Below are 22,234 nucleotides of genomic sequence, written 5' to 3'. Positions count from 1 at the left end.
TCAATGCACCTTTAATAATCATAATACTCAGGAGCAATACAATGATCTACGCCAACCCTGGTGATACCGGTTCTGTGGTGTCATTTGAAAAACGCTATGGCAACTATATCGGCGGTGAATTTGTGGCCCCGGTGAAAGGCCAATACTTCGATAATATCAGCCCCGTCAATGGCCATGTCTTCTGCGAAATCCCCCGCTCAACGGCAGAGGATATCGATAAAGCGCTGGATGCGGCCCACAAAGCGGCACCTGCCTGGGGGAAAACATCCGCCCAAGAGCGCAGCAATATCCTGCTGAAAATCGCTGACCGCATTGAACAGAACCTGGAAATGCTTGCCGTTGCCGAAACCTGGGACAACGGCAAAGCCGTGCGTGAAACACTGAACGCCGATCTGCCGCTGGCGGTTGACCACTTCCGCTACTTTGCCGGCTGCATACGCTCGCAGGAAGGCACGGCGGCGGATATCGATGCCAACACGGTTTCTTATCACTTCCACGAGCCGCTTGGCGTAGTGGGCCAGATTATCCCCTGGAACTTCCCGATTCTAATGGCGGTTTGGAAGCTGGCGCCTGCACTGGCGGCGGGTAACTGCGTGGTGCTCAAACCTGCCGAGCAAACCCCAGCATCGATATTAAAAGTCGTCGAATTGATTGGCGACCTGCTACCTCCGGGCGTCCTTAATATCGTCAATGGCTTTGGCGCCGAGGCAGGGCAGGCGTTGGCAAGCAGCAAGCGCATTGCCAAGATCGCCTTTACCGGCTCTACCCCTGTTGGCTCGCATATCTTGAAATGCGCGGCGGAAAACATCATTCCCTCTACCGTGGAGCTAGGCGGCAAATCCCCCAACATCTACTTTGCCGACATCATGAACGCCGAACCGACCTTTATTGATAAAGCAGTCGAAGGCTTGGTGCTGGCGTTCTTTAACCAGGGTGAAGTGTGTACTTGCCCGTCACGTGCGCTGATCCAAGAGAGCATGTACGAGGAGTTCATGGCCAAGGTCATCGAGCGTACCAAAACCATCAAACGCGGCAATCCACTGGATACCGACGTGCAGGTGGGGGCTCAGGCCTCTCAAGAGCAGTTCGATAAAATCATGTCCTATATGGATATCGCCCGAGATGAAGGCGCGGAATTCCTCACCGGCGGTAATAAAGAGACCATGGACGACAGCATCAACGATGGTTACTACATCCAGCCCACGCTGCTGAAGGGTAACAATCAGATGCGCGTCTTCCAGGAAGAAATCTTTGGCCCGGTGGTGGCAGTCACTACCTTCAAGGATGAAGAAGAAGCGTTGGCGATTGCCAACGACACCGAGTTTGGTTTGGGCGCAGGCGTGTGGAGCCGCGATATCAACGTCGCCTTCCGCATGGGCCGAGGCATTCAAGCCGGACGTGTATGGACCAACTGCTACCACCAGTATCCCGCCCATGCGGCCTTCGGTGGCTATAAAAAATCCGGCGTTGGCCGTGAAACTCACAAGGTGGCGCTTGAGCACTACCAGCAAACCAAAAACCTGCTGGTCAGCTACGACATCAATCCGCTGGGCTTCTTCTAACCCGCCACGTTTTTCTATGTATAGCTAACCCACACCGTCCGGCATCAGCCGGGCGGTAATTGTCAGTCCCCTGACGCTGACTCTACTGATAAGAGCAGTGCTTAAACTGCCGTATCGAAAACTATTAGGAGTTGCATCATGGATAGCACAATGCGCGCGGCGGTCGTTCGTGAGTTTGGCCAGCCGTTGGTCATAGAAGAAGTTGATGTACCTCGCCCCAAGCAGGGCGAAGTGTTGATGAAAGTGGCGGCCTCTGGGGTTTGCCATACCGATTTACACGCCGCCCACGGCGATTGGCCGGTGAAACCCTCGCCACCGTTTATTCCCGGCCATGAAGGCGTTGGGCATATCGTGGCGGTGGGTGCAGGTGTCACCCATGTCAAAGAGGGTGATCGTATTGGTGTGCCCTGGCTCTACTCGGCCTGCGGCTACTGCGAGCACTGTTTAGGCGGTTGGGAGACGCTGTGCGAGTCCCAGCAGAATACCGGCTACAGCGTTAACGGCGGGTTCGCGGACTACACCTTAGCGGATGCAGGCTATGTAGGGCGCTTGCCGGATGCCGTTGATTTTATCGAAATAGCCCCGGTGCTGTGTGCCGGTGTAACGGTTTATAAAGGCTTGAAAATGACCGATACCCGCCCCGGTCAGTGGGTGGTGATTTCGGGGATAGGTGGGCTTGGCCATATGGCGGTGCAGTACGCCAAAGCGATGGGGCTGAACGTGGCGGCTGTCGATATCGATGACGGTAAGCTAGCCCTGGCTGAGCGTTTAGGCGCCACGGTAACCGTTAACGCCATGAAAACCGACCCAGCGGCGTACCTGAAGAAAACCATTGGTGGTGCTCACGGGGCCTTGGTGACAGCGGTGTCGCCGAAGGCGTTTGATCAAGCGCAGAATATGCTACGCCGCGGCGGAACACTGGTGCTCAATGGCCTACCACCCGGCGACTTCCCGCTGCCAATCTTTAGCACAGTGCTCAATGGCATTACCATACGTGGCTCTATCGTTGGTACGCGCAGCGATCTGCAGGAAGCGCTGGATTTCGCTGCCGAAGGCAAGGTTAAGGCCACGGTCGCAACCGATACGCTGGACAATATCAACGATGTCTTCCAGCGCATGATCGACGGCAAAATCGAGGGTCGTATCGTGTTGGATATGGCGAGCTGACATCGTTCTAGTGTCGTATCTCAGGGGGAGGCAACTCCCCTTTTTAATTTCGGCAGTGTCACTGCTCAGGCACGATTTAATCCCCGCCGTTCCCCTGTTGGCCCAACCAACGGCGCGCCATTCGCTCTGCGTGGGCAAGGTTACTGACAACCGCTAACTTACCTGCTTCGCGCTTAATGCCCGCGCGTTTGAGTTTCAGCGCCATGCGCGGTGACAACCCTACAAATATTACCCCCACCCCATGCTCGCCCAGCTCGCGTCGCAGCGTATCCAGCGCCACCATGGCGGTGGTATCCAGGCTGGGTACATCGCGCATATCCAGAACGACGATTTTTACGCTGTGGTCAATCACTCTGAGTGTGGCAATGGCCTTTTCTGCTGCGCCAAAAAACAGCGGTCCGCTTATCTTATAAAGGGCTACTTCCGGCGGGAAGTGTTCGCTGGTGTTGGGCGCCGCCAAGCGTTGGGTATGAGTCAGCTGTGCCATTCGGCGAATAAACAGCGCGGCGGCTAGGCCAATACCCACGGCCACGGCAACCACCATGTCGAAAACAACCGTGAGTACGAAACAGATCACCAACACCCAAACATCGCTGGCGGGGGCGCTTTTCAGCGTATGCATAAAGTGGTGCGCCTCGCTCATGTTCCAGGCAATGATGAAGAGCAGGGCAGCCAGAGCGGCCATGGGTACATATCCCAGTACTCCCGCGAGCACGACCACGGCAAGTAGCACTACGACTGAGTGCACCACCGCAGCGATAGGTGAAAAGGCACCGCTTTTGATATTGGTCGCGGTGCGGGCAAGGGCCGCCGTGGCGGTAATGCCGCCGAAGAAGGGCACCACCATATTGCCCAGCCCCTGGCCAATTAGCTCGGCATTAGGATCATGGCGGGTGCGAGTTAAGCCATCTGCTACCACGGCACACAGTAGCGACTCAATGGCCGCCAGCAGTGCAATCGCCAGTGCCGGGCCAAGCAGAGCCTGAATCAGCGCAAAGTCGATCTCAAGCGGCGTGCCATCGGCACCAGGGAAATGCCACGGTGCGATAAAGCCAGGCGCGAAGGGAGGAATGCCACTGCCGCTTTCGCCCTGATACTCCCAGCTAAAGCGCGAGGCGATAGTATCGACCTCGACACCACCCACCAGCAGCAGGGCGGCAACCAGGGTGCCCACCGCCAAGCCAACCAGCGGGGCAGGAACTGGCGTATTCAGGCGGGGCCAGATTAACAGCGTTGCCAAGGTCACAAGCCCGACGCTGATTTCAGCCAGTGACAGAGTGGGCAGTGCTCGACCAATCAGCATGAGGTTACGCAGAGTACTATCGCCGAGCTCAACCCCGGCCAAACCGAGAAAATCGGGCAGTTGCAGCAGCGCAATGACGACGCCAATGCCCGCTGTGAAGCCAAGAATGACCGGGTAGGGGACGTACTGAATCAGACTGCCCAGCCGCGACAGCCCCAGCGCGACCAAAATGGCGCCTGCCATAAAGGTAGCAATCAGCAGCCCGCCCAAACCATGATTGGCCACAATGGGGAATAGGATCACCACAAAGGCGGCGGTAGGGCCAGAGATATTAAACCGCGAACCGCCGGTCAAGGCGATCACCGCGCCTGCCACGATGGCAGTGTATAGCCCGTGCTGAGGTGGCACGCCAGTAGCGATGGCCAGCGCCATGGAGAGCGGTACCGCCACCACACCAATCGTCAGACCCGCCATTACATCCCGCTTGAATTTGGCCAGCGTATACCCTTCACGCCAGGCGTTTACTAACGCGCGGCCAGGCATCGGGAAAACGTATCCCGAAGATTGATGGACACGGGACATAGAGTCAGCCTCCTAAAAATAGGGAAAACAAGCCATTACGCTACGCCTGCGGTGAAATTTGCACAACAAGTCGTTAGTCGCGGAGTCGTTCGCGCACAAAAAATCCCAGCCGCTTGGCTGGGATTTTTTTAGGCTAAGCGCAGATGCTTACTTATATCTGCGAGTCTTCAGGCGGTTCGCCGATGGTGCCAGGCATTGCCTGAACATGACCCATCTGCTCACCGGCCAAGGTGAGGAAGTGTAAGTGGCGCTCATACTCAGCCACCAAATCACCAATCACCTGACCACGGGTATAACCGTTAAGGTCTTTATCTTGTCCACCTTCCGCCAGGTAGACATCCAGACGTACATAGAAGTCATCATCGGCAGGGATGAAGCTTGGTGTGCGCATACGGTGCGGACACACTTGGTAGACAAAGCTGGTGGCGTCACCGAAGTCGACCTGGAGCGTCAGGTTCGGTAGCGACTCGCCCTCGACATGCTCTTCGGTCACATTGGCGGTTTGACCACGGCTTTCAAGCTCCTGAGCAAACTGGGTCATCGCTGGGCGAATGGAGTGCTCGATCGTCGCAGCGGCACCCGCACGATTAGAGGTATCCAGGGCGCGATCCAGGCGCTCTCGCCAGTCACCACCGGGGGCACCACCAGCAATCATGCGGCGTGCATCGGCTTTGCTACCTTCAAGTTTCAGCGCTTTATACATGCCCACCATTACCGCGAAAATCACCACTGAGAAGGGCAGTGCGGTTATAACGACGGCACTCTGTAGTGCGTTCAAGCCTCCGGCCATCAGCAGAGCTATGGTGATCAACCCTATCGTCGCAGACCAGAAAATACGCAGTTTCACCGGCGCATCGTGGTTCACGTCGCTCAAAATAGAGGTGAAGTTGGCCAGTACCAGTGCACCGGAGTCCGCTGAGGTAATAAAGAACACGATACCCAGCACGGTGACAACCGCCGCAGTTAGGCCGACATAGGGGTAGTACTCAAGCAGCGTGTAGAGCGTTGTTTGTGGGGTGTTAAGAGCCTGTTCACCCAGTTCGACAACGCCCTGGTTGGCCACCAGCTCAATGCCGCTGTTACCAAATACCGACATCCACACCATCATAAAGGCCAGCGGAATAAACAAGGCGCCTGCGACAAATTCACGAATGGTGCGGCCGCGGGAGATACGTGCCAGGAACAGACCCACAAACGGTGTCCAGGCAATCCACCAGCCCCAGAAGAAGATCGTCCACCACATCTTCCACTCTTGGGCGCCTTCATCGGCAAAGGCGTAGGTGTCAAAGCTTGCAGCGACAAAACCGGATAGATAATCACCGGCGTTATTGACCACCTTATCCAGCAGTACCAGGGTGTCGCCTGAAAAGAGCACAAACAGCATCAGCGCCAATGCCAGCAGCATATTGAACTCAGAGAGGCGGCGAATGCCTTTCTCAACGCCGGTCACCACAGAAATCGTCGCCAGTACGACCACCAAGACAATCAAAATCACCTGCACGGTGAGCGTTTCCGGTACGCCGAACATATAGGTGAGGCCGTAGTTGAGCTGCATCACCCCGATACCCAGGCTGGTAGCAATGCCGAACACGGTAGAAATAACCGCGGTAATGTCCACTGCGTTGCCAATGGGGCCGTGGATACGCTTCCCTAGAATTGGGTAGAGCGCACTGCGGATCGCTAGCGGCAGGCGATGGCGGTAGCTAAAGTAGGCCAGCGCCATACCCATCAACACGTACAGCCCCCAGCCGGAGAGCCCCCAGTGCAGATAGGTTTGAACGACGGCGTTACGCATTGCGGCCTGGCTCTCCGGGGTTAAATCCGGCGGTGCCAAATAATGGGCCACTGGCTCGGCAACGCTGAAAAACAGCAGGTCGATACCGATACCCGCGGCAAACAGCATGGCTGACCAGGAGAGTAGCGAAAACTCGGGTCGTGAGTGATCGGGCCCTAGGCGAATACTGCCAAAGCGTGACATGCCAATAGCAACCACAAAGACCAGGTAGGCAACAATCGCCAGCATGTAGTACCAGCCAAAGGTTTTGCTGACCCAGGCAAGCCCGGCATCAAAAAAAGCACCGGCTTGCTCGGTGAACAGCATGGTGAGTACTAAAAAGATAACGATACCCGCCACACTGCCGTGGAAAACCACGGGATTGAGGCGGTCGCGGGAGGGGAGGATGGGGTTGTCTTTCGCCATGCAGGCGGACTCCTGTTGTTGAAAGATGAATTTTTATTTTGAATGAACGTTCAAATAAAATACGCGATTAAGTGTCCCCCTTCAAGTTAACCTTCCTATTTGGGTTGAATTAGCGTGGAGTTATCAGCGTGCTGATGAAAGCGCAGACACAAAAACGCCCGGAAAACCGGGCGTTGGATCAAGGTTTGAGGCTTGGCCTGCGTTTATTCGCTGTCGGCGTTTTCGTCACTATTACCATCGTGATGGCCACGTTTGCCGTGCTTGCCACGATACTCTTCATGGGCTTCTTGCATGGCGTTGCGCAGTGCTTGCTGCTCTTCTTCTGTGAGAATTTCAGCTACCCGTTCGTGATGCTCTTCACGCAGTGCCTGCATGGCTTCGCGATGTTCAGCGTGTGCTTCGTTAAGCTCTGCCTGTTTCTCTGCTGAGATATCTGCACGCTCGTACACTTCCTGGCGACGCTCCTCCATGCGCTCTTCCATGCGTTCGCGATCAGGGCCTTGCCCTTCATGGTCACCGTGGCTATTTGCTTGAGCGGTAAACGCTAATGGAACAATGGCGATAGCCAGCAGGGCGGGGGCGAACAGTTGGCGAATTGACATTTTCCTAGCACTTGAAACGTTCATAAGTACTCTCCTGATGAGTTGACGATGACAGTATCGCTAGGCGACGTGCAAACCGTTTGCAGATAGTGTGCAACAATCATGATCTTATTGGCTTGTTGCAGGTCGTAGTCGCTAGGTGAGGGGTCACCTACTTTTCAAGGAGAAGCATCATGTCGCGAACCGAGCAACTTCGCGTATGGCAGCAGCGTTGCGCGTTTACCTCTCTCCGCCGCGTGACTGGCCTGGGGGCCATTGCCTTAATGCTGAGTGCTTGTAGCGCTGCCCAACACGTTAGCCAGGGTGAGCCTGCGATTGAGAGCAATGCGCTGCGCGAACCTCAGCCTTTTACGCGCTTGTCACCTGCCACTTATACGCCCGAAGAGTGGCCCCAGGCGTTAACAGCTGATGTTTATCTACCCGACGACTCGCTCGGTGGGTTGCGACCTGCTGCCTTAGTTGTGCATGGAGGCGGCTGGCGTAATCGCACACCGGAAGATATGCAGGGCATCGCTGAGCGCTTAGCAGGGCAAGGCTATGTGGCGGTTAATATTGAGCACCGCTTTGCGCCGGAGTATCGCTTCCCCAGCCAACTGTACGACTTGCAACAGGCGATGGCCTGGATTCACGCCAATGCCGATAGGTGGCAGGTGGATACGAGCCGTATTGTCGGGGTGGGGTTTTCATCGGGGGCGCATTTAGTGAGTTTGCTGGCAGTGGCGGGAGTAGAGGGGCCGCTGGCTGAACCTTACGGCGGTGAGCAGAGCCGTTTGGCTGCAGTATTGGCAGGAGGACTACCTAGTGATTTGCTTAAGTTTGACGATGGACGCTTAGTCGTCGACTTTATCGGCGGTACCCGCGCTGAAGAAAACGAAGCGTATCGCCTAGCCTCTCCCGCACGGCAAATTACTCCGCAGACGCCGCCATTTTTTCTGTTCCACGGCAAGTGGGATCAACTGGTGCCGGTGGATCACGCCACGGACTTCTATCAAGCCCTGCAGGACAATAACATCGAGAGCGAGCTGTATCTGCAGCGCTGGCGCGGCCACTTCGCCAGCTTTCTATTCCGTGGCGGCGCCATTGATGCAGGCATTGCGTCTCTTAATCGGCAGGTCAATCCTTAACGGTTATACGTCATCAAGACATGGCCAATGACATCATTTCGATAACAGCGCCATCATCAAGATCCATCTGAGTGACGAGTTTGCTTAGTTGGCTCATAGCCTCTTGAAGCGAATTATTGAGGCTACTGATTTCCTGTTGCAGGGCGTCGAGTTTTGCTTGGCGTTGTTCATCGTTTAGGGACTTGTCGCGCATAACCTCTTCAAGTTCCTGCTGTTTCTCCTTTAACTTTTCTCTATATTCAACAATTCGCTTTAGTAGTTCTTTAATCTCCTGCGGGAGATCGCTTTCATCGATTTTGGTGTTCTTCGCTTCCTGTGTGTTACCAGCCTTTTCTGAAGCTGAGGCGATGCCTCTAGCCACGGGCGAAAGATCCAAATGAATGCTGGTGTTGGCTTCTTCCTGGGCGGCGTTAGAAGTGACCGGTGTAGTTGTTACCTTCTCGGCATTTAACGGCTCACTACGTAAAGGATGTGCGTCTAAAGAAGCACTCCCGGTAGGTAAAGAGATGGTCATGGCAATCTCTCGTTAGTGTTAAGGGCTATTTTAAGCAGGCGCGACCGCGGCTACACAGGCTTGCTTAGAGAAATAGGTTCAAAGCAGGCTAATAGTGTTATCGACAGCCCGAGACAATACTTTAGCTTACGCTAAGGAACACCCAGGTGACCTGGAAGTCAGTGCAATAGGGATAGCCATCATTGCTGCATGACCATTGATGCAGGCATCACGTTTCTTAATCGGCAGGTAGTTAGCAGGGGTTAGACTTTAGTTGCGTTCTTACTTTATGCAAGGTTGGTGACAGTTTCGTGGGGTAGCGTCTTAAGCACACAAGGTAAGATCTGTGTCGAAAACCAAACAAACCTATAAAAAGAGAGCCACGCTATGCTTAACACTTCCAGTGCTTCCTTATCGTTTAATATCAAATCGATATTGGTAGGGGCAACGGCCGCCATTGCCTCTTTATCAATGGCGCTTCCTGCTGTAGCTGACGACTTTCCCTCTCGGCCGCTCAATATGGTAGTAGGTTTTGGCACCGGCGGAAGTGCGGATCGTATGACCCGCATGATGTCAGGGCCTATTTCCGAAGAGCTAGGTGTGCCGGTACAAGTAACTAATCGCCCCGGTGCGGGCACTCAGGTTGCTTCTAATTACGTCCTTAACGTGCCTGATGATGGTTATACCGTCTATGCCTCGACGTTTGCTCCCTACTTAACCAACTCGATCCTTACTGGTGATGCAGAGTTTAGTGTCGACGACTTTTCTTATATCAACTTCCAGTGGTTTGATTTGGATCTAATCGCTGCAAATAAAGACAGCGGTTATGAAGACCTGCCAAGCCTGCTTGAAGCGATTCGCGAAGAAAAGGGTCAAGTACGTGGCGCGGTGGTTCAAGGTTCTGCTGGTCACTTAATGGTGCGCTTGCTACTTGATGAGGCAGGCATTCCCCAAGATAACCTCAACTTGGTGACCTATAACAGCGGCGGTGAAGCCCGTTCAGCGGTAGCGGGTGGGCAGGTGGATTTCGTCTCTATTAGTGCCCAGGGCAGTGAGGGAATCCGTGAGTTCTTAACCCCGTTGGCGATCGTAAGTGATGAGCGCATTGAACAGTGGGATGCACTCCCTATCAATGAAGCGCTGGCACCGATGAATCTTGAGGTGCCCGTTCTTCAGGGCTCAATGCGCGGCTTTGCAGTGACCAGTGAAATGGAGCGCCAGCATCCTGAGCGTTTCGAGAAGATCTCCTCGGCTATTCAAAGTGCGCTTGCCCGCAAAGATGTTCAAGAGCAGCTCGAGCGCAACGAAATGGGCGGCGTTTGGGTAGGCCCAGAGCGCTCCAACGAGCTGATGCGCGAAAACTATCAGGTGTTTGAAAAGTACGCTCACCTGCTTAACTAGTTTTCACGACCAGGTTTTTCCGAACAGCTTTTCCGAACGAATCCTTCCATGATAGCTGGCCCCTCACATTAATGAGGGGCCAGTATGGGGTTTTACCATGTCTGAATGTAAACGTGACTATGGGGACTTTATCGTTCTCATGGGTCTGGCTGGCTTTACACTATGGTATTTATTAGATGCCATTCGCGTATCCGCCACACCGCAAAACCTGCTGCTTATACTGCCACTTGCCGTTATCGTGTTAGCGATTATTGCACTCGAGTTGATCCTGCGTATTAAACACGGCTCGCTGTTTCGCTCCTCTGAAGAAGAACCGCTGCATAAAACATTACCTGTTGTGGGCCTCTTCGCCGCCTATGTAATGTCGCTTGAAGCGATAGGCTTTGATATTGCCACCGTAGCGTTTCTGGCGCTTTTCCTGATCCTTAAGGGGGAGCGCAATTGGTTGTTGGTAGGTGGCTATAGCGTCGTTTTTGGGCTGAGTGTCGCGTTCTTTTTCTCGCAGATGCTGCCGTACCCGATGACACTGCTGCTGCTTCCAAGCTGAGGAGATACCATGATTGATTTTGGCGCAGTAGGGCAGAGTTTTGATCTGCTTTTTTCTAATTTTGGCCCTTGGTTGGTGGTAGTGCCGGGTATCGTACTCGGGCTTATTTTTGGCGCAACGCCAGGCCTGCAGATATCAATGGCTATGGCCATTTTCCTGCCAATGACCATGTACATGGACTTTATTCAAGCCATGTTGTTCCTTACCGCTATTTTTACTGGCGGCTCATTTGGTGCCGGTATCCCAGCCATTCTGATGAATATTCCGGGTACCTCTTCGGCAATCGCTACCGCGTTTGATGGTTACCCCATGGCGCGGAAGGGGCAGCATAACCAGGCGTTAGGCGTCGCGTTAGCCTCCTCGGTGATTGGCGCGCTGATGGGCTACGTGGTGCTGTTCTTTATGATACAACCGCTTTCCTACATGGTGCTGAGATTGGGGCCAGCAGAGATGTTTGTAGTGATTCTCTGGGGGATGACGCTGATCGCGAGCTTAAAAGGCGAACAGGTGCTTAAAGGCTTGATTGCAGGGTTTGTTGGCCTGTTAGTCGGGACGATTGGGTTTAGCGAAATCGGCTTGGCACGCGGTACGATGGGGCAGACTTACCTGTTGGACGGCGTGCCTGTTATCCCTGCCATGATGGGTATGTTTGCGGCCTCTGAGCTATTTAAGCTGGCCAACAAGGGCTTCATCGTTGAATCCGCCGATGCCCGTAAGGTCAAGGTGAGCGAGATCTTCGAAGGTTGCAGAATGGCGATGCGCTACCCTGTTGTGATGATTCGGGGTGGTTTGATCGGGGTGTTGGTCGGGGCGGTTCCTGGTGTGGGCTCATCCGTGTCTAACCTGCTCTCTTACATAGAAACTAAGCGCCGTGACCGGGATCCCGATTCATTTGGGAAGGGCAATCCGAAAGGGGTCGTGGCATCTGAGGCGGCTAACAGCAGCTCCGAAGGGGGCTCGATGGCAACACTGCTGGCACTAGGAATTCCCGGCGGTGGCGCTACAGCAGTAATGTTAGCGGCTTTTGCTATGCATAACATCACTGGCGGCCCGCAGTTTATTCGCCAGCAAACGGATGTGGTTTACGCGATTATCTTCGCTAACTTTGCCCAGGTGTTTCTACTGGTGATCATCGGCTTACTGTTTATTCCTCTCTTGGCCAATATCGTCAAAGTGCCCATGCGCTACTTGATTCCTTCTGTGTTGGTGCTGGCGGTAATGGGATCCTTCGGGCTAACCGGCAATATGACTGGGCCCGCTACGGTGCTGGTGTTTGCGGTGATCGGTTGGATATTTCGCCACTACGGCTACTCCGTACCCGCTGCCGTGATCGGCATGCTATTAGGATCGTTGGCTGAAAAATCACTACTTCACTCCTATCAAATCAGTGGTGGCGACATTACGTACGTTTTTGAGCGCCCAGTAACGCTGGCTATTTTTGCCTTACTGCTGATCTCACTATTTAGCCAGCCTGTAATGAAGCGGCTTAAAGCGCGTCAAGAGGCTGCTCAGCTATGATTCCTGAATTCAGAATTTGAAATGTTGAAAAGAACTGTCATTACCGTTGGCTTGGGTTTTATGGGTGGCTGGTTTGCCACCCTTTTTTCATTGCCCTTGGCTTGGATGCTTGGGTCTCTGTTTATGGTGATGGGCTTATCACTGATGGGGGTGAAAACAGGTGTCGATAAGCGCGTACACCGCACCGCCATCGCACTGCTAGGGCTATTTATCGGGAGTCGAATCCAAGCAGATGAGCTCGTAGGATTGGTTTTGTGGTACCCCAGTGTGCTGGCAATGCTGGTTTATATGGGACTAATGTTGATCGGCGGGTTCTGGATTTTTAACCGAGCAAGAGTAGGGCGGATGAATGCTATTTTTTGCTCGTACCCAGGGAGTATGAATTCAGCGCTGGTGCTGGCTGAACGTGCAAATGGAGATTTACGTTGGATCGCCATCTCTCACTCACTACGCTTAGTCACCGTGGTCTCGGGTGCGGCTTTCGTGGCGAGTTTTTTTGTTGATGATGTGGCGCTTGCCAGTTCGCCATCAGCGCTAGCCTTAGTCGATATCTTGCCTCTGTTATTGGCACCACTATGTTGGTGGTTAGCGCGCTTGTTAAGAATTCCCCTGCCTGAGTTTTTAGGGCCCATGGCCGCAGGGGCCATTATTGCTAACCTTGGATTTGATTACTCCCTGCCGACTGGGGTAGTGCTTGCTGCATTTCTGGTGCTGGGGGCTTCTGTAGGCTCGCGTTTTTCAGGAACTCAGTGGTCGCAGGTAGTCAGCATGGGGCGCTATGGGATTACATTTGCCCTATTTGCGTTGGTGGTAGCGGCGCTAATGGCATGGTTGGTTTCAAGTTTTACTCAGCTAGCCTTCGTTGCCGTCCTGCTTGCGTTAATTCCTGGTGGAGTAGGAGAAATGGCGGTGATCGCCATGGTGATGGGTATCGACCCAGTCTATGTTGTTTCTCACCACATACTGCGCCTACTGCTATTGATCTTTATGACCCCGCTAATGCTGCGGATAGTCAATCAGCCGCTTAAATAGCGGGGAAAGTCACCGTGACCTCAAAGCCGCCCTGGGGCCGATTCGTTAACGCCAGTCGGGCAGAGTGCGTCGTTGCAATTTGTTCCACAATGGCCAGCCCTAATCCGCTTCCAGGCGTATGTTTGTTGTGGCGGAAAAAGCGCTCCGTCAATTTGGAAAGCTGCGCTTCCTCCACGCCGGTACCCTCATCGCTAACCGTTAACGTTACTTGGCGCGTGTCAGCCGTTAGTGCAACGGTTATAACGCCTCTATAGGCCATGCTGCCACCCGCATGCACGCTGGCATTTTCGATGAGATTGGTCACCAACCAGCGCAGCATAATGGGGTCGCCCAAAATGTTAGGTATTGCTTTATGTTGATCAAAGGCGAGTTCTTGGCTTTGTTTATAAATATTAGGGGCAGTCTGGGCACAGGCATCATGGCAAATGGCGATTAAATCGACACTTTCGAGATGAGACGTATCGACTAATTCGCTGCGTGTCTTGGCGTATTTAAGCAGTTGCTTAACGGTATGACTGGCATGTTCAGCGATGCGTTGAATCTCTCGCAGGCTAGTATGAGCGGGTGATTGCGAGGGGTCTTTAAGCGACATTTCCGTTAAAGCGCGAATCTCTGAGACCGGTGTTCTAAGCTGATGCGAGACATCAGCATTGAGCTGCTGAGTGCTTTCAATACTGCGCCGCATACGCTGCATTAAATGATTAATACTCTGGATTAGCGGCAGGATCTCTTTTGGGGCTGCATCATCCAATGCATGCAAGTCATTCGGTGAACGTTGTCGCAAGGCTTGGCTAACCGCGTTAAGAGGTGCTAACCCAAGGTGAATGGCTAAAAGTGCAATTGAAATTGCTAGTAATCCTGTAACGACCATTAATCCTGTGAGCGTTATCATGAAGTCGTTGGTAAGGGTGTGGCGGGCTTCCTTTGATTCGGCGACGACGACTTCAATGTCTACCGGTTCGCCTCCGCGCCGGAACGGAAGGGTGAGCGCAACAGCTCTTAAAGCATTGCCCGCATAATCTACATCATAAAAAATTGGCTCATGCGACGTTTGGGGTGGATCTGTCAAACCGCTAAAGCCTGCGATTATGTCTCCGTCATTTTCTTTAATGCGATAGAAAATTTTTCCTTCACCTCTGCTGCCAAGTGTACTGATGCTGAAATAGTGCATATTGATGCGTAGCTCACCATCCGCTGTGTAAATTCGACGCTCCAGTCTCTGAGCTGCATTAAGTAGCAGGTCATCAAAGGTGGCATTAATTTGGCGAGACAGCAGCAGGTGACTAGAGATCAATGCCAAGATCGCGAGGGCGGTGAAAGGCAGTCCAATCCATAAAAGCAGCCGACTGCGGATCGATTGGCGTTTATTCATAATCAGGGGCTTTCACTTCTTTAGATTCCAGGTAATAGCCCAGGCCGCGTACCGTTTTTAAGCCGAAATCGTAGCCAATTTTTTTACGAATCCGGGAGATGTAAGTTTCCACTGCGGCGTAGCTGACCGACTCATCGGAGGTAGATAGTCGGTCGATAATTTGATCCTTATTAACGAGGCGATTTTGGTTTATCAGCAGGTACTCCATGACTTCTAACTCGCGGCGATGCAACAGCAAGGGTTTGCCATCAAGCCGAAGCTCCATGGCATCAGGTAAAAACTCTAAGCGCCCACACTGCAGCGTTTCTCCGCCAAAGTGCTTGGCACGCCGCACTAACGCACGGGCACGTGCAGTAACTTCTTCCAACGAAAAAGGCTTGCATAGATAGTCGTCTGCGCCCACTTCAAGACCATGTATGCGCTGATCCAGGCTGTCGCGTGCCGAAATAATCAAGACAGGGATCGTATCCTGCTGGTGGCGTAATGTGCGTAGTAGGGAGATGCCATCCAATTCAGGCAGGCCAAGATCCAACACCAACAGGTCGTATCCGCCCTGTTCAAGCATATGGAGTGCTTTTCTGCCATCGTCGGCGACATCAATGCTAAAGGCAGCCTCGCTAAGTGTGGCTGCAATAGAGTTGGCTAAATTAACGTTGTCTTCTACTACAAGCGCCTTCATAAGCAGTCCTGTTGTTATCCCTCCGGCTGGTACTTATACCCTACGCCATAGACAGAACGGATGATCTCCAGCTCCGGAAGCGCTTCGTGGATCTTCTTGCGCAGCTTTTTGATGTGGCTGTCTACGGTGCGCTCCGAGACGATGCGGTTGTCGCGATACATGTGATCCATCAGCTGTTCGCGGCTGAAGATACGTCCTGGCGCCTGCATCATCACCCGCAGCAGTTGAAACTCCACCGCCGTTAGGCCTAAATCCTGCCCGTGGGCGAGCGCTTGCCAGCCGTCTTCGTTTAATACCACGGGGGCGTTTTGCACCTTGGTTGGGGCATCGGCGACTGCTTGGCTGCGGCGCAGCACCGCCTTCACCCGGGCGACTACTTCCCGGGGGCTGAATGGCTTGCAGATGTAGTCATCGGCACCCAGCTCTAGCCCCAGCAAGCGATCCACCTCTTCTACCTTGGCGGTGACCATAATGATCGCAATGGTCGGCCACTTTTGACGAATTTCCCGGCTTAGGGTGAGGCCATCTTTGCCTGGTAGCATGATATCGAGCAGCACCAAAGCGGGGGAGTGTTGCTCCAGCCACGGCATTACCTCATCGCCATGGCCTAAGGTCGTCACCTCAAAACCATGAGTGGTTAAGTAGTCCGTCATTAGGCGGGCAATCTTCGGTTCATCCTCAACAATCAGTAAAGAGGCAGCATCAGACATAGCGGTAGACTCGCTTAACAGTGAACGTAAAAGCAGGGCGTAACGGTTCTTGTACTATCAGTTTTGGTGACACTAATCCCGGAAATATTAATCAGCAGCCAACAGCGGAAAACGTAGCGTCCAGCGTAGCCCACCTAGCGTTGAGCTAGAGGGTGTCAGCGTTGCGCCGTGGGCATTAACCAGGGCGCTGGCAATTGAGAGTCCTAAACCGCTGCCGCCACTGGCACGGCTGCGCGAGCCTTCAACGCGATAGAGCCGCTCGGTCAAGCGGGCTAATTCACCTTCCGGCACGCCTGGCGTACTGTCTTCCCAGATGACTACGGCCATTCCCTGCTGAGCGGTAAGCGTGACGCGTAGCTCTCCCGGCGGCTGGGTATAGGCGCAGCTGTTATCCAACAGGTTGTTCCACAGCTGGCGCAGGCGTTGGGCATCGCCACGAATCATAATGCCAGGCTCGATCTGTTCGGTCAGCGTTAAACCGCTTTCGACTAACCAGCGGTCGGCGTCGGACAGGCGGCTGGCAAGGCAGTCGCTAAGATCCATCGGCGCCAGCTGAATATCCAGCGCGCCAGCATCGCTTTGCGATAGCAAGCGTAAATCCGCCACTAAACGCTCTAGCTGCCCCACTTCCTGGGCGAGGGAGCTAAGGTTCTCCTGATTCAATGGACGAATCCCATCCTGCATGGCTTCGATTTCGCCGCGCAGCACCGCCAGCGGCGTGCGCAGCTCGTGGGCGGTATCAGAAACCCAGCGGGCGCGGGCATCGCGGCTGGCCTCCAGCGTTGCCGCCAATACGTTGAAGTCGCGTGCCAGGCGCGATAGCTCATCGCGACCGCGTTCAGGCAGTCGAGTGCGATAGTCGCCCTCGGTAAGCCGCAGCGTGGCGCCCGCCAGTGCCCGAGTGCGTCGCCCCAGCCACCAGGAGAGCCCGCCTGCCAGTAGCAGTGAGGCAACGCAGAGTGATATCACGATAAGCACCAAGTTACGCTGTTGGCGCTCAAGGAAGCGGCTCTCCATACGCTCCATCATTTCTCGGGGGGGCCGAAAACCCAGCGAGCCGATATCGGTATCGCCGCTGCGAAGGGTTAGCCAATGCCAACTGCCCGAACCTTCGCGCCCGCTCCTGGGGAGCACCACAAAACGGCCATCCGCTGCGCGCAGGGTGAAGTCCCGCGCCTCACCGAGTGGCGAAGGGCGGTCACTATGCTCCTGACCCAGTTCAAAGCGGACAATATACGGCCAGCGTTCCGGTGACTGCTCCAGCCATCCCCAGCTCTGCTGGGTTTCCCAGCGAGTCACGAGGCCGTCAGCCAGCAGTGTGGCACGGCGTTCCTGGGCCTGGTTGAGGTAGTCGAGAAAGCCGCGGTCAATACTGTACGAGACAGCAAGAAACATACTCGCTGAGATCGCTACATTGACGCTGAGAATAATCACGAACAGCTTGAGCCCCAGCCGAGAGGGGCGCCATTGACGTATGGCTGTGAGCAAGGCCATCAGTGGGCTCCTTCTTCTTCTTGGCTAGGGTTTTTATCTAGTGTCGGTTGGCGTGGCGCGCTGAGCCGCTCGCGAACATTCTCCATGCCTAAATAGAGGCAGGGCACCAGGATCAGCAGTATCACTGTGGCGAAAAGCATACCGAAGCCGAGCGAGATCGCCATGGGGATCATAAAGCGCGCTTGTCTGGACGTTTCCAAGATCATCGGTGCTAGACCTAGAAAGGTCGTCAGCGTGGTCATCATTATCGGGCGTAAGCGGCGGGTGGCTGCTGCCACAATGGCTTCCCGGGCGGCCATGCCCTCACGGCGTTTGCGGTTGGCGTAATCAATCAGCACCAAGGCGTCGTTAATGACCACGCCTGAGAGCGCCAGCATACCCAGCAGGCTAATGATGGATAGCCCGAAGCCCATGATCATATGTCCAGCGACGGCACCAACAATGCCAAAGGGGATCGCGGCCAGCACCAGCAGTGGTTGTAGGTAGCTTCTAAAAGGGATCGCCAGCAGTGCATAGAGCGCGGCAATCATTAACCACATGGAAGTTCTTAGCGTGGCTAAATTGTCGGCGGTATCCTGCTGACGGCCACCCATGCTGACTTCCAACCCCGGCCAGGTCGCTTCCAGACTGGGAAACTCCTCTTCCTGGAGCGTGGCGAGCACTTGATTGATGGCCACATCGCTTTCCGAGTCAGCGGTAACGGTAATAATCCGCCGCCCGTTAATGCGTTCAAGGCTGCTAGAGGCTTGGCTGATGGTAATGTCGGCCACTCGCGATAGCGGTACACTCAGCCCATCAGGTGTGCGCACCGGCATGCGGTAGAGCTCATTCAAACTGTCGCGGTTGTCGGTGGGTAAACGTACCTCAACGCTGATTTCGCTGCGCCCCACGTACTGTTCAAGGGCGGTGGCGCCCTGGAGTGGCCCGCGCAGGGCTTGGGCTAGATTATTACCCGTGAGCCCCAAGGCGCGGCCTTCGGCAGAAAGACGCATTTCTAACTGCGGTTTACCGTCACCAAGGCCGCTGTCGATATCTGTGAGGCCATAGCCGCCCAGCGTTTCCGCTAAGCGTTCGGCGGCGGCTTCCAGCACCTGAGTATCCGGGTGCGAAAGACGTAGGCTGAGTGCCGCGCCGCTACCGGGCCCGCCGACATCGGCTTCAAAACGAACCGACTGGGCGCCGAGTAAATCGCCGGTGAGATCACGCCACTCCCGGGCGATACGCGAGGGTGGCCACGCTTCCAGGCTCTCGCTGGCAATATCCAAACGCACTTCCAAACTTTCGCCATCTAAGCGGCTGCGTGAGCTGCTGAAGCTAAGTGTCTCTTCGCGCTCGCTGAGGGCATCGGCGGCGTCGAGCAACTGTTGGCTAAGCTCGCGGCTAACGTTGATATTGCTACCAATGGGCAGGGTGACCGTGGCCTGCACCTGATCCGATTCGACCCGTGGCATCAGGGAAAAGCCCAAACGCCCACTCATCGCCCAGGAGAGCGCGATCAACAGAATCGCGATGCCCAGCGAAACACTGAGCAGGCGCTGATTGAGGGCGCGTTGCAGGAACGGTTCGAACTGGTGATAAGTAAAGTGGTGCAGGCCCCCCTGAAGGCGCTGGCGCAGTGCTTCAAGGGGACGCTGCCACGCCGGGGTTTGGCGCGGTTTGCGACTATGCGCCAGGTGAGCGGGTAGAATCACCAAGGCTTCCAGCCAGGAAATCAAGAATACCGTCACCACCACTACCGGCACGGTGGCAAAAATCAGCCCCAAAAAGCCGGGTAAAAATAGCAGCGGCAGGAAGGCGACGATATTGGACAGAATCGCAAAGGTTAGCGGCGTGGCAATTTCGCTGGCACCTTTGACCGCCGCATCGCGCAGTGAGTAACCCTCTTCCCGGTAGCTGTAGATATTCTCACCAACGATAATGGCGTCATCTACCACGATCCCCAGGGCGATAATAAAGGCGAACATCGACATCATATTGAGCGAGACGCCGATCCAGGGCAGAAACAGCATGGCACCCAGGAACGCCGTTGGAATGCCCAGGGTGACCCAGAACGCCAACCGCGCTTCCAAAAATAGCGCCATGAGTACCAATACCAGCGCTAGCCCCATCCAGGCGTTTTTTAACAGCAGGCTAAGACGATCTTCGTAAACTTCTGAGCTGTCGCGGGAAATATCCAGGCTGACGCCTTCTGGCATACCTGCGCGTAGGCGCTCAAGCTCACCGTTGACCGCTTCCGAAATACTGGTCGGGGTTTGATCACCAATCTGGTAAACATCCACAGAGAGACCGGGCTGGCCGTTATAAAACTCCTCTCGGTCGGTTTCGGCAAAGCCATCGCTGACTCTGGCGATCTCGCCCAGGGTAATCGGCGCCCCCTGGGTGCTGGTCAGAATCGGCAGCTCGGCAAAGGCCTCGGCGCTGTTACGCCGCCCCTGATAGCGAATCAGCCACTCACCTTCTTCTGTTGTGAGCTGGCCGCTAGCGAGGTCAAGGGCTTCTTCGGCAATGCGGTTGGCAAGTTCCTGGTGATCGAGGCCATAGCGCTCGATGGCCTCTTCATCCAAGTGGACTTGAATCTCTCGCTCGCGGTTGCCGGATAGCTCCGCACGGGAGATGCCGGAAGTGGCTTGCAGTTCACCGCGTACATCTTCGGCCGCGTTGTGCAGTGCTTCCAGACCGACTTGGCCGTAAACCTGTAGGCTCAACACGCTGCGGGAGCGCCCCGCGAGGGTAAAGCGGGGTGGATCGGCAGCGCTGGGTAGGGTTGTGATGGCGTTCACCGCCTGCTGGATATCCTGATAGGCGCGCATCACATCCACACCATCAATCAGCGTTGCGTAGACGCTGGCGCTGCCTTCACTGGCCGTCGCGGTCAGCTCGTCGATGCCCTCTACATCGGCAATCGCGGCTTCCACCGGTAGCAGCAGGCTCTGTTCCACATCCTCCGGTGTGGCGCCAGGGTAGCTGATAGTGACTTGCACAACTTCGATGTCGAATTCAGGGAACACTTCCTTCTTAATCGCTAGCGACGCCATTAGGCCGCCGACGATAAACAGCACCATCAATAAGTTGGGGGCTACCCCGTGATCTACCATCCAAGCCAATGGGCCGCGTGGTACCTTCATGATTCATCTCCCGGTCCATCTCCTGCTTGAGCCGGGGTGTCGTTGGGGTGACGAATGCGCACTAGCTGGCCTTCTCTGGGCTGGGCCAAGCCCGCGGTGACGACCTGCTGGCCGGTTTCCAAGCCGCCACGAATCAAAGCATCATCTTCCCCGCGATAAGCCAGGGTGACCGGCGTTCGGCGTAAACGATTCTCTTCATCTACCCGCCACGCTACGTCACCCGGGCGGAGAGCCGCAGAAGGTAGTGAAATAAGCTGCTCCTGAATAGCCGGTTGAAAAGAGGCGCGCAGGACATCGCCCAGGCGCAGGGCAGGGCCGTCGGTCTCTAGGGCGAGCGGGTCGTTAACCGCAATCAACAGCTGTGCCTGCAGGCCATTCTCTTCAAGGCTGGGTAGCATTGAGACCAGGAGTCCTTCGCGTGTGGCGCCTTCGGGCCAGCCGCGGCTGGTTAACGTAACGCTGCTACCCGCTTCCAGCCACTCCGTCCACTCGCTGGGAAGCGAGGCGCGCACCCAAAACTGCTCAACGCCCACCAAGTGGACTACTTCTGTACCCTGACTGAGCAGGCTGCCGGCGCCGACCAGGCGCTCTTGCACCATGGCCCGCCAGGGAGCAGTGAGAGTGGCGCGTTCCACATTCAGAGCCGCTTGGTCGCGGGCCACTCGTGCTTGGGTGACTTGGGCCTGTGCTTGGCGCAGCTGCGGTTCGCGTAGTACCAGTGACCGCCGCTCTGCTGAGAGCTGACGACCAAAAGATTCGTACTCGCTGCGGGCGCGTTGCTGCTCCGCCTGCTCTAGCGCCAGCTGCGCTTGAGCATTGGCTAGTTGCGCCTCAGCATCTTCAAGGCTCAGTGCCAGGTCGGCTTGATCAATATAGGCCACAGGGGCTTGCTGCTCGACCACCTGACCGGGCACAACGTTATCAGCAAAACGCTCCAATTGGCCCGCTACACGGCTGGCCAGCATCGTCTCCTGCTCTGCTTCAACACGCCCAAAAGCGTACAGGTTGGGTGCCTGGGAACTGGCATTCACCGTGACGACGTCTACCACACTAGGCAGAGGCTCAGGCGGTGGGGTACGCTCTATACGCGGTGGTTGAGTAATGATCCACCAAGCAAGGGTCAATGTGGTAATAAGAATCAATAATGCGACCACAGCACCCAAACGAATGCGGCCATGTTGATTCGTAGCGTAATAGCGAGAAAGAGTCATTACCGCGCGTCATCCATTGGGAGCGAAAATTCCAGAAAAATAAGCGTATGATGCTAGGGTTTGTACGAAAAGTCGCCGAGCGAAGGCTAGATAAGGCAAAAATCAACGAAAAAAGGATCGGATTCGCGTGCGAATTTACAGGTTGTAAATGAGCATTTTGATCGGACTCGCG

17 protein-coding genes are annotated in these 22,234 nt (G+C 55.0%); 7 read left to right on the top strand and 10 right to left on the bottom strand.

Annotated features, from left to right (window positions below; genetic code table 11):
• Nucleotides 1-41: 41 nt before the first annotated feature.
• Both exaC and adhP read left to right on the top strand, forming a co-directional pair.
• Nucleotides 42-1,562, top strand: a complete 1,521-nt coding sequence (gene exaC, locus K7H09_RS04200; RefSeq protein ID WP_027958074.1) for an acetaldehyde dehydrogenase ExaC — start codon at nt 42-44, stop codon at nt 1,560-1,562.
• A 138-nt stretch (nt 1,563-1,700) separates the two neighbouring features.
• Nucleotides 1,701-2,729 carry an alcohol dehydrogenase AdhP gene (gene adhP / locus K7H09_RS04195; RefSeq protein WP_009287372.1) on the top strand — a complete coding sequence of 343 codons (1,029 nt, stop codon included), beginning with the start codon at nt 1,701-1,703 and terminating at the stop codon, nt 2,727-2,729.
• A 76-nt stretch (nt 2,730-2,805) separates the two neighbouring features.
• Here adhP and dauA read toward each other — a convergent pair whose 3' ends face one another.
• The 3 genes from dauA to K7H09_RS04180 all read right to left on the bottom strand — a co-directional run bounded on the left by dauA (nt 2,806) and on the right by K7H09_RS04180 (nt 7,380).
• A complete protein-coding gene (gene dauA, locus K7H09_RS04190; protein ID WP_141440735.1) occupies nt 2,806-4,554 on the bottom strand; it encodes a C4-dicarboxylic acid transporter DauA in 1,749 nt (582 codons plus the stop codon).
• A gap of 151 nt (nt 4,555-4,705) precedes the next feature.
• On the bottom strand, nt 4,706-6,754 hold the full coding sequence (gene betT / locus K7H09_RS04185) for a choline BCCT transporter BetT (RefSeq protein WP_009287370.1): 2,049 nt from the start codon (nt 6,752-6,754) through the stop codon (nt 4,706-4,708).
• A 203-nt stretch (nt 6,755-6,957) separates the two neighbouring features.
• Nucleotides 6,958-7,380 carry a hypothetical protein gene (locus K7H09_RS04180; protein WP_041158850.1) on the bottom strand — a complete coding sequence of 141 codons (423 nt, stop codon included), beginning with the start codon at nt 7,378-7,380 and terminating at the stop codon, nt 6,958-6,960.
• A gap of 149 nt (nt 7,381-7,529) precedes the next feature.
• Here K7H09_RS04180 and K7H09_RS04175 point away from each other — a divergent pair, with 149 nt between their 5' ends.
• Nucleotides 7,530-8,480 (top strand): alpha/beta hydrolase, encoded by a 951-nt coding sequence (locus K7H09_RS04175; RefSeq protein WP_230803729.1) that lies wholly within the window; start codon nt 7,530-7,532, stop codon nt 8,478-8,480.
• Nucleotides 8,481-8,493: 13 nt separating this feature from the next.
• Here K7H09_RS04175 and K7H09_RS04170 read toward each other — a convergent pair whose 3' ends face one another.
• A complete protein-coding gene (locus tag K7H09_RS04170) occupies nt 8,494-8,994 on the bottom strand; it encodes a hypothetical protein (protein ID WP_039859386.1) in 501 nt (166 codons plus the stop codon).
• A 366-nt stretch (nt 8,995-9,360) separates the two neighbouring features.
• Between K7H09_RS04170 and K7H09_RS04165 the strand changes: the two genes are divergently transcribed.
• From K7H09_RS04165 to K7H09_RS04150, 4 genes are all read left to right on the top strand, one after another.
• Nucleotides 9,361-10,374 (top strand): Bug family tripartite tricarboxylate transporter substrate binding protein, encoded by a 1,014-nt coding sequence (locus K7H09_RS04165; RefSeq protein ID WP_141440736.1) that lies wholly within the window; start codon nt 9,361-9,363, stop codon nt 10,372-10,374.
• A gap of 97 nt (nt 10,375-10,471) precedes the next feature.
• Complete coding sequence (locus K7H09_RS04160; protein WP_027958069.1) at nt 10,472-10,921, top strand: tripartite tricarboxylate transporter TctB family protein; 450 nt, start codon at nt 10,472-10,474, stop codon at nt 10,919-10,921.
• 9 nt (nt 10,922-10,930) lie between these two features.
• On the top strand, nt 10,931-12,439 hold the full coding sequence (locus tag K7H09_RS04155) for a tripartite tricarboxylate transporter permease (protein WP_009287367.1): 1,509 nt from the start codon (nt 10,931-10,933) through the stop codon (nt 12,437-12,439).
• 21 nt (nt 12,440-12,460) lie between these two features.
• On the top strand, nt 12,461-13,471 hold the full coding sequence (locus K7H09_RS04150) for an AbrB family transcriptional regulator (protein WP_039859385.1): 1,011 nt from the start codon (nt 12,461-12,463) through the stop codon (nt 13,469-13,471).
• On the opposite strand, the gene K7H09_RS04145 is transcribed toward K7H09_RS04150, so the two are convergent.
• From K7H09_RS04145 to K7H09_RS04120, 6 genes are all read right to left on the bottom strand, one after another.
• Complete coding sequence (locus K7H09_RS04145; RefSeq protein ID WP_009287365.1) at nt 13,464-14,843, bottom strand: sensor histidine kinase; 1,380 nt, start codon at nt 14,841-14,843, stop codon at nt 13,464-13,466. The two genes, K7H09_RS04150 and K7H09_RS04145, sit on opposite strands and share 8 nt — an antisense overlap.
• Entirely contained in the window at nt 14,836-15,522 is a 687-nt protein-coding gene (locus K7H09_RS04140) for a response regulator transcription factor (RefSeq protein ID WP_009287364.1), read from the bottom strand. The genes K7H09_RS04145 and K7H09_RS04140 overlap by 8 nt, the downstream gene beginning before the upstream one ends.
• A 14-nt stretch (nt 15,523-15,536) precedes the next feature.
• On the bottom strand, nt 15,537-16,232 hold the full coding sequence (locus K7H09_RS04135; RefSeq protein WP_009287363.1) for a response regulator: 696 nt from the start codon (nt 16,230-16,232) through the stop codon (nt 15,537-15,539).
• A gap of 87 nt (nt 16,233-16,319) precedes the next feature.
• Entirely contained in the window at nt 16,320-17,726 is a 1,407-nt protein-coding gene (locus K7H09_RS04130) for an ATP-binding protein (RefSeq protein WP_009287362.1), read from the bottom strand.
• Nucleotides 17,726-20,851, bottom strand: coding sequence for an efflux RND transporter permease subunit (locus K7H09_RS04125; protein WP_141440737.1), 3,126 nt, complete (start codon nt 20,849-20,851; stop codon nt 17,726-17,728). Before K7H09_RS04125 ends, K7H09_RS04130 begins: the two co-directional genes overlap by 1 nt.
• On the bottom strand, nt 20,848-22,062 hold the full coding sequence (locus tag K7H09_RS04120; protein ID WP_230803726.1) for an efflux RND transporter periplasmic adaptor subunit: 1,215 nt from the start codon (nt 22,060-22,062) through the stop codon (nt 20,848-20,850). The genes K7H09_RS04125 and K7H09_RS04120 overlap by 4 nt, the downstream gene beginning before the upstream one ends.
• Nucleotides 22,063-22,234: the final 172 nt, after the last annotated feature.

Origin of the sequence: Halomonas sp. IOP_14 (assembly GCF_021021315.1) — a bacterium.
Lineage (GTDB): Bacteria > Pseudomonadota > Gammaproteobacteria > Pseudomonadales > Halomonadaceae > Vreelandella > Vreelandella titanicae.
Note: the sequence above shows the minus strand (reverse complement) of the source record. Positions and strands in the feature narration are given on the sequence as shown.